The 12729-nt window shown below is 38.3% G+C and carries 17 protein-coding genes; 1 reads left to right on the top strand and 16 read right to left on the bottom strand.

The features are described 5' to 3' along the window. Positions 1-255: 255 nt before the first annotated feature. Complete coding sequence (locus CWR45_RS14620; RefSeq protein WP_115750592.1) at positions 256-531, top strand: AbrB/MazE/SpoVT family DNA-binding domain-containing protein; 276 nt, start codon at positions 256-258, stop codon at positions 529-531. Between the two features lie 249 nt (positions 532-780). On the opposite strand, the gene rsmI is transcribed toward CWR45_RS14620, so the two are convergent. The 16 genes from rsmI to dnaX form a co-directional block, all read right to left on the bottom strand. After that, positions 781-1653 carry a 16S rRNA (cytidine(1402)-2'-O)-methyltransferase gene (gene rsmI / locus CWR45_RS14615; RefSeq protein WP_115750591.1) on the bottom strand — a complete coding sequence of 291 codons (873 nt, stop codon included), beginning with the start codon at positions 1651-1653 and terminating at the stop codon, positions 781-783. Then, the gene (locus CWR45_RS14610; RefSeq protein ID WP_115750590.1) at positions 1631-1924 is read right to left on the bottom strand and encodes a GIY-YIG nuclease family protein; all 294 of its coding nucleotides are present in this window, start codon (positions 1922-1924) and stop codon (positions 1631-1633) included. Before CWR45_RS14610 ends, rsmI begins: the two co-directional genes overlap by 23 nt. Then, positions 1911-2657 (bottom strand): tRNA1(Val) (adenine(37)-N6)-methyltransferase, encoded by a 747-nt coding sequence (locus tag CWR45_RS14605; protein WP_115750589.1) that lies wholly within the window; start codon positions 2655-2657, stop codon positions 1911-1913. The genes CWR45_RS14610 and CWR45_RS14605 overlap by 14 nt, the downstream gene beginning before the upstream one ends. A 262-nt stretch (positions 2658-2919) precedes the next feature. Next, complete coding sequence (yabA, locus tag CWR45_RS14600; RefSeq protein WP_115750588.1) at positions 2920-3276, bottom strand: DNA replication initiation control protein YabA; 357 nt, start codon at positions 3274-3276, stop codon at positions 2920-2922. A gap of 6 nt (positions 3277-3282) precedes the next feature. Then, entirely contained in the window at positions 3283-4116 is an 834-nt protein-coding gene (locus CWR45_RS14595) for a PSP1 domain-containing protein (RefSeq protein WP_115750587.1), read from the bottom strand. A 7-nt stretch (positions 4117-4123) separates the two neighbouring features. Further along, a complete protein-coding gene (gene holB / locus CWR45_RS14590) occupies positions 4124-5113 on the bottom strand; it encodes a DNA polymerase III subunit delta' (RefSeq protein WP_115750586.1) in 990 nt (329 codons plus the stop codon). 67 nt (positions 5114-5180) lie between these two features. Then, a complete protein-coding gene (locus tag CWR45_RS14585) occupies positions 5181-5615 on the bottom strand; it encodes a YaaR family protein (protein ID WP_115750585.1) in 435 nt (144 codons plus the stop codon). A 103-nt stretch (positions 5616-5718) separates the two neighbouring features. Continuing rightward, positions 5719-6048 carry a cyclic-di-AMP receptor gene (locus CWR45_RS14580; RefSeq protein WP_115750584.1) on the bottom strand — a complete coding sequence of 110 codons (330 nt, stop codon included), beginning with the start codon at positions 6046-6048 and terminating at the stop codon, positions 5719-5721. A 58-nt stretch (positions 6049-6106) separates the two neighbouring features. Beyond that, on the bottom strand, positions 6107-6736 hold the full coding sequence (tmk, locus tag CWR45_RS14575) for a dTMP kinase (protein ID WP_115750583.1): 630 nt from the start codon (positions 6734-6736) through the stop codon (positions 6107-6109). Positions 6737-6749: 13 nt separating this feature from the next. Further along, positions 6750-8252, bottom strand: coding sequence for an aminotransferase class I/II-fold pyridoxal phosphate-dependent enzyme (locus CWR45_RS14570; RefSeq protein ID WP_115750582.1), 1503 nt, complete (start codon positions 8250-8252; stop codon positions 6750-6752). A gap of 136 nt (positions 8253-8388) precedes the next feature. Further along, on the bottom strand, positions 8389-8580 hold the full coding sequence (locus CWR45_RS14565) for a sigma factor G inhibitor Gin (protein ID WP_115750581.1): 192 nt from the start codon (positions 8578-8580) through the stop codon (positions 8389-8391). 67 nt (positions 8581-8647) lie between these two features. Continuing rightward, on the bottom strand, positions 8648-8911 hold the full coding sequence (locus CWR45_RS14560) for a pro-sigmaK processing inhibitor BofA family protein (RefSeq protein WP_115750580.1): 264 nt from the start codon (positions 8909-8911) through the stop codon (positions 8648-8650). Between the two features lie 385 nt (positions 8912-9296). Next, complete coding sequence (locus CWR45_RS14555) at positions 9297-9509, bottom strand: YaaL family protein (RefSeq protein WP_115750579.1); 213 nt, start codon at positions 9507-9509, stop codon at positions 9297-9299. A gap of 78 nt (positions 9510-9587) precedes the next feature. Further along, positions 9588-10184: a recombination mediator RecR gene (gene recR, locus CWR45_RS14550; RefSeq protein WP_115750578.1), complete on the bottom strand. Its 597-nt coding sequence runs from the start codon at positions 10182-10184 to the stop codon at positions 9588-9590. Positions 10185-10324: 140 nt separating this feature from the next. Further along, entirely contained in the window at positions 10325-10639 is a 315-nt protein-coding gene (locus CWR45_RS14545; protein ID WP_115750577.1) for a YbaB/EbfC family nucleoid-associated protein, read from the bottom strand. Between the two features lie 106 nt (positions 10640-10745). Beyond that, positions 10746-12434 carry a DNA polymerase III subunit gamma/tau gene (gene dnaX, locus CWR45_RS14540; RefSeq protein ID WP_115750576.1) on the bottom strand — a complete coding sequence of 563 codons (1689 nt, stop codon included), beginning with the start codon at positions 12432-12434 and terminating at the stop codon, positions 10746-10748. Positions 12435-12729 lie beyond the last annotated feature (295 nt).

Below are 12729 nucleotides of genomic sequence, written 5' to 3'. Positions count from 1 at the left end.
AGAGGTGTTTCTATCTCATCTAATAGAGATATTAAAATGATAGAAATCGCATAACTCTTGTTGCTATTTCTGGAGCGAGCGGTCGGTCAATAGAGAGATTTTCCATATTTAGTAAAAACACAACTAAAATTGATTAATTTTTCAGGTAAATCATTGACATCAAAAAACAATGTTGCTATTCTATTTCAAGATGGAAATGGAAATTTTTATTTTTCTGAAAACAATGAGGTATCTTATTTAGGGGGGAGGTTGGAAATGAAATCAATTGGAATCGTTCGCAGAGTTGATGAACTTGGTCGTGTTGTAATCCCAATCGAACTACGTCGCACCCTAGATATTCATGTAAAAGATGAAGTAGAAATTTATGTAGAGAATGATAATATTATTCTCAAAAAGTATAAACCAAATATGGTATGCCATATAACTGGGGGAGTTTCTGAGGATAATATGTCCCTAGCAGATGGGAAAATCGTTCTAAGTCCTAAAGGCGCAATGATATTAATGGAAGAACTTGAGCAGCTATTAAAGTAAAAGAATATTATCTGAATAATGATAATGTTTACAAGAACCAAATATATCTGTTAGAATAAGATAACATTAAGTTATAAGGAGAGCTGACGCCTGCACAAGCACGTCAGCTCTCTTTCATTTTGCCACAAATTATTCAATCCACTGTAGCTGTGATATTAAGACGTGATAGCAACGTTGCTCAATGTTACTTACAGCGAAGGAAATCGAACTGTAATTTCAAGTCGCTAAGACAGGCTGGCAAATCAAGTTTCACTCCACGTGATATGTTTGATAAACTTCTCGCTTATGCATTTTTCGCTCAACAGCGACTTGCTTGATCGCATCTTTACTTGATAATTGTTTATCATCGATATAATAGTTCACATGGTCCACGACGGATAAGTGACTCCACCAAATATCATCTACTTCTTCAAAATCAGTGTCGCTTCCCTGGACAACAATACAAAATTCGCCCTTCAATTCGTGATCACTTGCCCACGTAAGGAGTTCATCTGCTGTACCACGTGCAAATTCCTCAAAGCGTTTCGTTAATTCACGAGCAAGTACAACTTGCCGATTGCCGAGCGTTGTATTTATTGCACTTAATGTATCCTTTATTCGGTAAGGTGATTCATAAAATAGTAGTGTTGCTTTCAGTTGCTTCAATCGCTCTAATTCTGCCTCTTTATCCTTCTTCTTCCGTGGCAAAAAACCATAAAAATAGAATTCATTTGCTGGAAGTCCTGAACCAACTAAAGCACATAAAGCTGCATTTGCCCCTGGTAAGACGACAACCTTTAGATTTCTTTCAATTGCTGATTGAACTAATTCAAATCCAGGATCAGATATTGCTGGCATTCCTGCATCACTTACAATCGCAATCGATTCGCCACTTTCAACACGAGAAAGCAGTTGTTCCTCTCTGCTCAGCTTATTATGCTCATGATAACTAATCAGTGGTGTCTGAATCTCAAAATGATTGAGCAGTTTTTTTGTATTTCTAGTATCTTCTGCTGCGATGACCGTCACGCTTTTTAAAACTTTTAATGCACGAAAAGTGATATCCTCTAAATTGCCAATCGGTGTTGGCACAACATAGATTGTCCCTAATGTTTCATCATCAAAGCTCTTTTGTATTTTCATTTTGTATCACTTCTTTCAGCCAATTTCGAATGAGATGCATTTTTCCATTTCGAGTTAATTGTTTTATCTGGTATTCCCGCTGCATGGCTACTTGCTTTTCCTCATGCTTTTCAATATAGACCACCTGGAATGGTCCCCTGCCTCTCGTATACTTAGCACCTTTTCCTTCCGTATGCATCTTTAACCGATGCTCTAGATCATTAGTATATCCGGTATAAAGTGTATTGTCCTTGCATTTTAACATGTAAACGATATGATTATTTTCTTCCATAAATAATTTCCTTTGCTTCATCTGTATAGGTTCCATCTTCATTATAAATATATAGCGGAGGGAGAATCTTTAAATCTGCTTTCCCATCACGGATTCCCTCAACTAGCAACATATTCGCTTCTTTTCCCTTTTTCGGATAGACAAACCGCAGCCGCTTCGGCTCAATTCGATATTGCCTGAACATGCTAATAATATCAACAAGTCTTCCTGGACGATGAACCATAGCAACCTTTCCACCCGGACGAACATGGAGCTTACATGCCTTTACTACGTCCTCAAGCGTACAATGAACTTCATGGCGTGCAATCGTTAAATATTCATTATGGTTATACTCATTTGCTGATGGCGTCTTAAAATATGGTGGGTTACATGTGACAACATCAAATGAACTATGGCCAATAACATCTTGCATTTCTTTTAAATCACCGTGAATCACCCGTAACTGTTCACTTAACTGATTCAGCGCGATATTTCTTTCCGCCATATTGAAAATGCGTTCCTGAATTTCAACACCAGTTATGGTTGCTACGGTTCGTTTCGATAAAAGTAGTGGAATAACACCATTACCCGTGCATAGGTCTAAAATAGTGCCTCGTTTTAATGGAATCGAGGCGAAATCCGCTAGCAACACTGCATCAAGGGAGAAAGCGAAGGCAGTGGGACTTTGGATAATTTGCATGCTTTCATCTGCTAATAAATAATCTAATCGTTCATCATCATATAACTGTACCATGTGATTCTCCTGTTCTATGGAACAAAGGCGCAAGCGCCCGTTCAGCAACGTACAAACTGGAGTACTCCACAATGAGATAAAGGAAACACGACGAGGTACGAGTCGATGTTGACTTATCGTAGTGGAGGAGTGCGAAGTTTGCTAGTTGTTGGGCGCTGGAGCCGGACGAGGCTGTTCCAGTATAAAAATAAATTTAGCCAAATTTTAAACTTTCTTACCTACTAAAGAAAGCTGTCCCATTCCTATGAGACAGCTAAACATACTATTTCGTTTTGTCGAAGAATTCAAGACAAAACATACAATCTTCATTTCGACGCGGACTACCAAATTCCAGGTTACAAATATGAAAACCTTCATCATATAATCTCGCTAAATTATCATAGCCTTCGCTCGGTAATTTATTCTTTTTAGCAGGCGCTTTATCATCATTCGCCGTATCTATTTTACTTTCCTCGATATGATCCAAGTGATTCCTTAGATTATGGTTTTCCATGGCTAATCGATGGTTTTCCTCCAGTAAAGCACTTAGTCTCCCCTTCAGATCCCCAAGCTGTTCATATAATTCACCAATTTGCTTTTCCATATCAGATACTTGATCAAATATTTGCCTGTTGTTCACGCCCACTCACCTCTTCATTTTGTGGCCCTGAGCTACTATTCCTTCTTCAATTAGTTCGTCCAGTGTATATTCAATCACGCGTTCCTTTTCAGGTACTTCAATTTGGATGAGTCTTTCAAGAATATTGAGGCCAACAACTTTCCCCTTACCATATGGAGTCTTAATAGCCTCTCCAATGTCTGGTAATTCTCGTTTTGCTGTCTCGTAATCATCATTTTCGTACTTTAAACAACACATTAAACGACCACATAATCCAGATATTTTTGCTGGATTCAAGGAAAGATTTTGATCCTTTGCCATCTTAATTGATACTGGTTCGAAATCACCCAAAAAAGTTGAACAACAAAGCATTCTCCCACAAGGACCAATTCCACCTAACATCTTCGCTTCATCACGAACTCCTATTTGACGGAGCTCGATTCGCGTTTTGAACATGGATGCTAAGTCCTTTACTAAGTTTCGGAAGTCAACACGACCATCTGCAGTAAAGTAGAAAATAATCTTATTGCGGTCAAAGGTGTATTCTACCTCTACTAGATTCATATCTAGCTTATGTTCAACAATCTTATTAGTACAAACCTGGAATGCACGTTTTGCTTGTTCCTGATTTTCAACAACTACAAGTTTGTCCTTCTCATCAGCAACCCGTAATACCTTCTTCAATGGGAGAACAACATCCTCTTCTTCCACTTGCTTATTCTTGATTACAACTTTTCCAAACTCAACGCCTCGTACTGTTTCAACAATAACATAACTATTTAAATCTATATTGTCCATTCCTGGATCAAAATAATATATTTTACCCGCTTTTTTAAAGCGGACACCGATAACTTCTATCATTAATCTTTCACCCCTGTATTTGAAGCATCAGTTGTTCCATCACTAATGTCGGCTGAACGTTCTGCTTCAATTTCCGCTTTGCATGTAAGACAGCATCTAAACTTTCTATTAATTTCTCTTGTGAAAAAATCATTGCCGCCTTCTCAAGCAAATCGTCATTAGGACTAAAGAACACCATTGCCTTTTCATTTCCAATATGAAAGTAAAGAATATCTTTTAAAGCCAAAAGCAATAAATCTAGTCCTCTTTCTTGCTCGGCTCTCTCTTTGAAATGTGCCAGCAAATGACTATGGATAAACAGATAAACATCTTGATGCTGCTCTGTAAATATTTTAATCAATTGTACCATTAATTTTCTTGCTTCTGCAAACCACGCATCTTCTTTCCAAGCGATAGCTTCTTCCAAGTTATTCGTTAATGCACTCATAAGAACGGCCGTTTCTTTCGCCATCCCTTTTTCAATTAACTGCTGCTGAAAAGAACTAGGGTTTAATGGTTTTAATTCAATCACCTGGCACCTGGATTTGATTGTTGGTATAATCGCCTGACCGTTTGCCGTCAACATAATTGCCGTTGTTTGTTTACTGGGCTCCTCCAAAAACTTTAATATTCGATTGGATGCATTGACGGTTAGACTATCAGCATCTTTAATGATGTATGCCTTCTGATTGGATTCCATTCCCGAGTAGGAAAACTCTTTTTGTAAGTTCTCTACCTGTTCCTTCTTGATCGACGCTCCCTCTGGCTCAATCCAATGTACATCTGGATGATTATGAGTAGCGATTCTATTACAGTTTGTACATTCATTACATGGCTCAATGCCATTTTTATGTTCACAAAAAAGGCCCTTTGCAATTAATAAGCCAATTGCCTCCTTGCCTGTTCCTCGTTCTCCTTGAAGCAAATAGGCATGAGAGATGCGGCCCTTCTTGATACTATTCATAATAATTTTGCTTGCAAGTGGTTGGACTTCAGCAACTTCAGACCATGTTTTCATAAGTACCCGTCCTCAATATTTCCATGTATCTTAACAATTGAAAACAACTTACTTGCTTCATTGTCAATTACGTATATAAATTAATCAGTAATCCTTTAATTTCACCTATCAAGCCAAGGATATCTACTGTCTTTTTTTCTTGATTCATAATTTCTTCTGTTAATTCAAGTAATTTCTCGTCAATTTCTTTTACAGTTGTTAATTTTTGATTATGTCCAGTTAGACCGAAGCTATGCTTCTTCTGAAGTTCTAATCCACTTGATACGGTCTCTCCTAGAAAGTCCTTAATCATTCGTTTAAACTTTGCTAAATCACGAAATGTACGGAAACGAGCAAGCTTGTTTCCTTGTATCGTAATATTCTTCATTAATTGCTCTAATTCCTGCTGCTTTAAATTTATTACTTGGGACTGTACCATTTTATTAAATACTTGTGTATCAGATGCAGGTTGACGAATATATTTTGGTTCTGTCTTTGCCTGTATTTCACTTGTAATCTTCATATGGACAGTCCCCTTTCTTTGTTTATATACTGCAAACCAGTTTGCAGCGGTGTAAAGTCATCCCAGACAGTCGCTCCGAAAATACACTACACTGGGATATATTCTAAAACTGGAAATATGATTCGATTGGAAGGACAAATACAGTTGCTCCGCCTACTTCTACTTTAACAGGCTGAGGGATATAAGAATCTGCATTGCCACCCATTGGTGAGATTGGTGCGACCATTTGTTCACGCTGTGAGCAATTATCTTTAATAATTGCTAACGCGCTATCCAATTTTTCATCTTCACACCCGACCATCAATGTTGTATTCCCTTCCTTTAAAAATCCCCCTGTTGATGCAAGCTTTGTTGTTCTGAAATTCCCTTCCCCTAATGCGTTCACAAGGCGATTTGAATCTTTATCCTGGACTACTGCCATGATTAGTTTCATGTTCCATCATCTCCCTTAGAATTGTAATAATCTATCTTTAATCTCCATGATATTACCTTTATTTCTTAAGATATGCATCAATTCGAGCCATTGCGTCTAGTTCCACATTTTCCAGTGATTGATCGGCGTTAATGGTTGAAATTCGATTTGGAAATTTCTCGATAACCTTTTGATATCCTTCATAAACACGTTCATGAAAAACGAGATTCTCTAAATCCAGGCGATTTCTCTCTCTATCTTTATTCGACGCGATGCGCTCTAAACCCTTTTCTGGTGTGATATCAAAAAATAAAGTTATAGCCGGCATGCAATCTTTAATCGCAAATTGATTGATTGCAAACACTTCATCTATGCCGAGCCCTCTTGCATACCCCTGATAAGCAAGACTACTATCAATAAATCGATCACATAATACAATCTTCCCTTGCTCTAATGCTGGAAGTACCTTTTCTACTAAATGTTGCCTCCGTGCAGCTGCATATAGTAATGCTTCTGTCCGTTCTTCCATCTTTGTATTTTGTGGATCGAGAATTACTTTTCTAATTTGCTCAGAAATTTCAATTCCACCAGGTTCCCGTGTTGCAATCACATCAAAACCTTGTTTCTCCAGCTTCTGACTTAAGGAGTGGAGAATTGTTGTCTTTCCAGCACCCTCGCCACCTTCAAATGTTATAAAATGTCCGTTCACGTAATAAATCTCCTTATCTAGTGCCAAATATCTTGATGCCCTGATCCCGTTGCTGGATCCGAACACCTTTTTCTTGCAATTGCTCGATTATTTCTACATGCGCTGCTGTAATTCTTTCCCCTTTAAGGATTAGAGGTATCCCTGGAGGGTAGGGAATGACTGCCTCAGCAGCTATTTCGCCAATTCCTTGCATGAAAGGAACCTGCACATATTGTAATTGATTCATGGTTTGATAGGATAATTCCAGTTCCTGAATCAATTGGATATTTTGTATTGTTATATCTATTGTAGCATGATTTGCTACTTTTTTGCAGTGAGCTCCATTTAATAACACATTGACATTATTAGTGTGCTGAACGTTTTCAGTTGTCCCTAACTCTCCAATTAATTGCTTTGTTACACGGTTCACTACGCTATTTAATCGTGGTATATCCTTAAATGGAGATAGTCCATGTATAAATAATATTTGGTTATGTGTGACAAGTTCTGGATAAATCTGTTCCTTTTCAAAAAGGGTTGCTATTTCTTTTGCACTATTTTGATGTTTCACGTGGAACGTTATTTTTAAAGGGTCATCCTTTTCTGTAATCGGTAAAATATCCCACTCTTTAAAATTACTCATAATATCCCTAACCGCTGACACACTTTGCATCGTTGCTTCCTTCACTTTCTGAGATAATGTTGCTAAATAATAGCGGGCAACATCTAAAGAGGCCATCAAAGGATAAGAAGGGCTGCTCGACTGGATGATTTGTAGATAATGAGCTATCTTCTCCTTAGATACAAGCGACGATTGGAAATGCAAAAAGGAGGCCATCGTCATTGCCGGTGCCATTTTATGTGCAGACTGAACAACGACATCTGCTCCAAGTGTTAGTGCAGATGATGGGAATGGATCTCCCAATGAAAGGTGAACCCCATGTGCTTCATCAACTAAAACTGGGAGTCGATATGAGTGAGCTAAATCAACCATTTGCTTTAAATCATAGGTTTTCCCAAAATAATCAGGATAGGTAAGCACAACTGCCTTAGCATCTGGGTGTTTCTTGAGTGCTTCCTCTAACGTCGCGATGTTTGGATTTGTATATCGGTGGACGGCTTCATCATATACCGGCGCAATGAATACTGGCTTGGCGCCACTTAATTCCAATCCGTTCATAATCGATTTATGGCAGTTACGTTGAACGATAATCTTATCTCCTACAGTACAGGTTGCTAGAATCATCGCCAAATTCCCAGCAGTACTTCCGCCAACGAGAAAGAAGGTGTGATCTGCTTGAAAGAAATCGGCAGCTAACTCCTCCGCTTCCGCAATTGCCTCTGTCGGTGCATGCAAATCATCCAATCCAGGTAGCTCTGTATAATCAATCGATAATATTGAATCAAATGAAGTACGAGCAAAATCTGGAAAAACCGTTCCATTCTTATGTCCTGGTACATGGAAGGAAATTGGGTTACTATCTTTAAATTGATTTAATTTATGTAAAAGTGGTGCTTTATTTTGATTCAATTTCAATTTGAAAAATCTCCTTCGATATTATGTACCATTATATTAACGTTAGAAAACTTAGTTGTCACCTATAGTAAGAAAGTATTTATACTATCTCAACTAACAAGAAAAAAAGCCTTTGCAAGCAAAGACCACGAATATTCTATGAAAATAATGTTGGTTGACTGATATTCTTTAATTTTTGCAGGTAGTAATTATATTTCTCTTCTCTTGGCTCTGTATGAATCATATTATGCTCACATTCGCTGCAAATAAAGAAATTGTATAAATGGATCCCATCTCGCTTCTCTTCATCGCAAATACCACAGCTTTTAATGGAATTAGATACGTTCATTTTCCCACCTCCGTTAGAAAACAGTATCTCCTAATCTAACGGAATCTATACAGGGAGCAGAAAGAATTTATAGAATAAACAAATGAATAGCTGCAAGCGACGCAACGCCGAATAACCCTAGGAATCCGGAAACTACTGCGGTAAATAGATTAATAGGAATGTGAAGACCAAGGTAACCACCAATCACATTAAAGAAAAACAATAGTAAAACACCAATCCCTAACTTTACGATTGCTTGTCCGATAAATCGCATTGCTTTTATAGGTGTACCAACAAAGAGTAAAATCATAATTAATGCAACCATAATACCGATCACAATCATAGAACCCAACACATCAACTCCCTTTTCCTATCCTCTCTTAGTACATATGAGTAAAATAGAGAAAAAAGAACTAAAAAAACAAAAGCTTAAAGCTAGTTTAGCGAAGAACGGACTGCGCCCCGCAGTTAGGAGTGGTTTGACGACGTGTTAAACTTTCCTTCGTAGGAGATAGAGGAAACTCTTTGGGAGCATAAGCGGTTAATTTTCGCCACAAGGGTATAAGTGCGACTAAACCTCTCGTTTCACCAATCGGCAAGTCACTTTTGTATGGCGTGAGGTGAGGGTAGTCTCGCTAACGCTTTAGCGCTGGAGCTGGAATTTAAAAAACAAGGAAACCAGAAATAAAGCTGGCCCTTGTCCGATTGTTCGTATAGATAATTCTACTAATCTATTGCTAGACTCTTAGCGCACTAACTCTCCGATGTCTAGCTTCAAGCAATAAGAATAAGTATTTTGCCTGTGCAAGCTTTGCTCGTTCAAGCCCACTCTGTGTTGGCTCAATGCTCATTTCAACGATGGACTCGATATGTCTCCATTCCTTTTCCAAGGAAAGAATAGCATCTAATAATTCCTCATCAACATCCCTTTTCTTAATCTTCTTAGCCATGCAAGCTTCCCCTAACTTTTAGAAAACTTAGCTGTCTTTATTATTTAGACTACAGCTTTAATTGTATCAACTTAAACTCTATAAATCTCTTCTTCCTTCTAACGCTTTAGACAATGTCACTTCATCCGCATATTCCAAGTCTCCGCCTACAGGTAATCCGTGGGCAATTCTCGTTGCCTTGATTCCTGATGGTTTAACTAGACGGGAAATATACATTGCAGTCGCTTCTCCTTCAATATTTGGATTGGTTGCTAAGATAATTTCCTTTACCTCTTCATCCTTTAGGCGATTAAGTAATGCAGGAACATTAATATCCTCTGGTCCAATTCCATCCATTGGTGATATTGCACCGTGAAGCACATGGTACTTCCCTCGGAACTCCTTCATTCTTTCCATTGCAATAACATCTTTCGGATCTTGCACAACACAAATAATTGAATTATCTCGAGAATTATCCTGGCAAATTAAACATGGATCCTGATCAGTAATATTACCGCATACATTACAATGAGTTAATTCACGCTTTGCATTTACCAATGCATTTGCAAAATTGAACACATCATCATCTTTCATGTTTATTACAAAAAATGCCAGTCGGACGGCTGTTTTTGGCCCAATCCCTGGCAGCTTTGTAAAACTATCAATTAGTTTTGAAATTGGTTCTGGATAATACATTCAATAAACCTCCTACTGATAAAGCAGAAACGCCTCGTCAGCGACAAATGGACCTTCGATTCATTTGTCGCTAGGCGCCTGAAACGATATGTGGATGATAATAGAATCCCCACACTTATCGAGCGAATACGATGATTAGATTAGAACATTCCTGGGACATTAAGCCCTTTTGTAAATTGTCCCATCGTATCATTTGTTTTGTCATCTACTTGCTTTATCACATCATTTACTGCTGCAACAATAAGATCTTGTAGCATTTCGATATCGTCTGGATCGACAACCTCTTCTTTAATTTGAACATCTGTAATTTCCTTTTTACCATTAGCAGAAACAGTTACCATTCCGCCGCCAGATGTTGCTTCAAATGTCATTTCATGAAGTTCATCCTGTGCTTGCATCATTTTCTTTTGCATTTTTTGCATTTGCTTCATCATGTTATTCATATTTCCCTTCATGGAAAATACCTCCTTGTATATATATATTAGTTTTATTCTTTTATTAAGCCCGCTTTACTTTTCTTTGTCTAGTATCGCGTGGGCAAGCCCGCTTTACTTTTCTTTGTCATTCATGAATTTCCAGTAAGTCATCACCGAATAGCTTTCTTGCTTCGTCTACAACGGGATTGGCTTCATTTTCTTGTTGTTCTGCTGGCTTCTCATGACTATTAATATATTCACTGCGCAATTCCGTCCATTCTCTTTCTGGAATTGGAATGATTGTTAATTGCTTATCCATTACACTTGCTAATACAGAATCGACGGTTTCCCGATGCTCTAGGAAAAGCGAACAATGGATTTCATATTTAAAAGAAACGACAAGTGCACTTGATGAGGCAGCCGCAGGTTTACTATCCTGTATTGTTGCATGTGCAGGTGCATTCATCGTTTTTAACTTACTTAAAAAGCTTGCCCAGTTAGACTGAACATTTTTCAGTGCTGGTTTTTCCGCAGCTTTTAATACTTCACGGATTCTTTCAAACGGAATCTTATAGCCATTTTTCGAGGACCTTGCTGGTGCTCTTCTCTTTTCTCTTGTTTCCACTGGCTGTGCGGGAACAACTGGATTTTCTTTTAATTGAGTAAGTTCCTTTTCAAGCTGAGTTAATTTCTGCGTTAGCTTCATTACCACATCAGATTGAACGATGGAATCGGTTTGATCCTGTTCATGATAGCGATTCGTAATGGTTAGTATTGTAATTTCAATAAAAACCTTAGGACTATTCGTCCATTTAATTTCTTGTTGGCACTGGTTTAATTGCATAATTGCGTCTTGAATCCAGCCAATAGACACATTTCCTGCTAGCGCTTGAAAATGCTCATCTGCTCTTGCTCTTTCAAGCAAGCTTTCTAATGACGCTGCACTTTTAAATAATAATAAATCACGCATAAAGTATATCAGATCATATACAAAACGTCCCGGATCTTTACCACCTTGAATAATATTATCCAATAGCTCAATGGCATGCTGTACATCTTTCTCGTACATTGCTTTAACAATATCCGTTAAAACACCTTGAGAAACGCCACCTGTTACTGCTAATACATCATCCAATTCAACGGTATCATCACTATATGATATTGCCTGATCAAGAATACTTAATGCATCACGCATTCCACCCTCAGCTGCTATTGCAATCGTTTCTAGGGCTTCAGGTGTTACGGAAACCTCTTCCGCATCAATAACGGTTTGCATACGATCAACAATCGCTTGATTCGAGATCGGTTTAAAATCAAAACGCTGACATCTGGATAGAATCGTCAGTGGAATTTTATGTGGTTCGGTTGTTGCCAATATAAATACGACATGCTTCGGTGGTTCCTCTAATGTTTTCAGCAACGCATTAAACGCATTGTTCGAAATCATGTGTACCTCATCAATAATATATACTTTATAAGGAACAACACTTGAGGCATATTTTACATTTTCGCGAATTTCACGAATGTCATCCACACTCGTATTAGATGCAGCATCGATTTCAATGACATCCGAAATAGAACCATCTTGGATGCCCCGACATGCATCACATTCATTACATGGCTCTTTTACCGGTGCATGCTCACAGTTAATCGCCTTCGCAAAAATCTTCGCAGCACTCGTTTTCCCTGTCCCTCTTGGACCAGAGAAAATATAAGCATGCGAGAACTTCTCCTGCACAATTGCATTTTGCAATGTTCGTGTAATATGTGATTGTCCTGCAACATCCTGGAACTTTCTAGGACGATATACGCGGTATAAAGCTTGATAGCTCATTTTACAGATTCTCCTCTATGATCTACTTCTAATTATACCCGATTTTTACTGTGAATGTGAACTGCCTAGAAGAAAACAATTTATTTTTTTGGATCAAAAGCGAAAGTGCCCATTTAGCGACGTACGGACTGCGCCCCACAGGACGTGGGGTGGTTCAGTGTTGCGACAGGACGTCGCGTTTTTAACTGAACTTCCTATTCGAATCGATGTTAACTTTCAGCCCAAGGGTATAAGTGCGACTAAGCCTCATGTGTAACCAATCGGCAAGGCTTCTTTATCGTGTCATGAGGTGAGG

The sequence above is a fragment of the Oceanobacillus chungangensis genome (assembly GCF_003369565.1).
GTDB classification, from domain to species: Bacteria; Bacillota; Bacilli; order Bacillales; family Amphibacillaceae; genus Oceanobacillus; species Oceanobacillus chungangensis.
The sequence above is the reverse complement of the archived record's forward strand: the minus strand, read 5'-3'. Positions and strand labels throughout refer to the sequence as shown.

Bases quoted from the DNA above. Each gene is read 5' to 3' on its own strand.
- CWR45_RS14620 (WP_115750592.1), top strand. From the start codon at position 256: ATGAAATCAATTGGAATCGTTCGCAGAGTTGATGAACTTGGTCGTGTT.
- rsmI (WP_115750591.1), bottom strand. From the start codon at position 1,653: ATGAAAATACAAAAGAGCTTTGATGATGAAACATTAGGGACAATCTAT.
- CWR45_RS14610 (WP_115750590.1), bottom strand. From the start codon at position 1,924: ATGGAAGAAAATAATCATATCGTTTACATGTTAAAATGCAAGGACAAT.
- CWR45_RS14605 (WP_115750589.1), bottom strand. From the start codon at position 2,657: ATGGTACAGTTATATGATGATGAACGATTAGATTATTTATTAGCAGAT.
- CWR45_RS14595 (WP_115750587.1), bottom strand. From the start codon at position 4,116: ATGATAGAAGTTATCGGTGTCCGCTTTAAAAAAGCGGGTAAAATATAT.
- holB (WP_115750586.1), bottom strand. From the start codon at position 5,113: ATGAAAACATGGTCTGAAGTTGCTGAAGTCCAACCACTTGCAAGCAAA.
- CWR45_RS14585 (WP_115750585.1), bottom strand. From the start codon at position 5,615: ATGAAGATTACAAGTGAAATACAGGCAAAGACAGAACCAAAATATATT.
- CWR45_RS14580 (WP_115750584.1), bottom strand. From the start codon at position 6,048: ATGAAACTAATCATGGCAGTAGTCCAGGATAAAGATTCAAATCGCCTT.
- CWR45_RS14565 (WP_115750581.1), bottom strand. From the start codon at position 8,580: ATGAACGTATCTAATTCCATTAAAAGCTGTGGTATTTGCGATGAAGAG.
- CWR45_RS14555 (WP_115750579.1), bottom strand. From the start codon at position 9,509: ATGGCTAAGAAGATTAAGAAAAGGGATGTTGATGAGGAATTATTAGAT.
- recR (WP_115750578.1), bottom strand. From the start codon at position 10,184: ATGTATTATCCAGAACCAATTTCAAAACTAATTGATAGTTTTACAAAG.
- CWR45_RS14545 (WP_115750577.1), bottom strand. From the start codon at position 10,639: ATGAAGGGAAATATGAATAACATGATGAAGCAAATGCAAAAAATGCAA.
- dnaX (WP_115750576.1), bottom strand. From the start codon at position 12,434: ATGAGCTATCAAGCTTTATACCGCGTATATCGTCCTAGAAAGTTCCAG.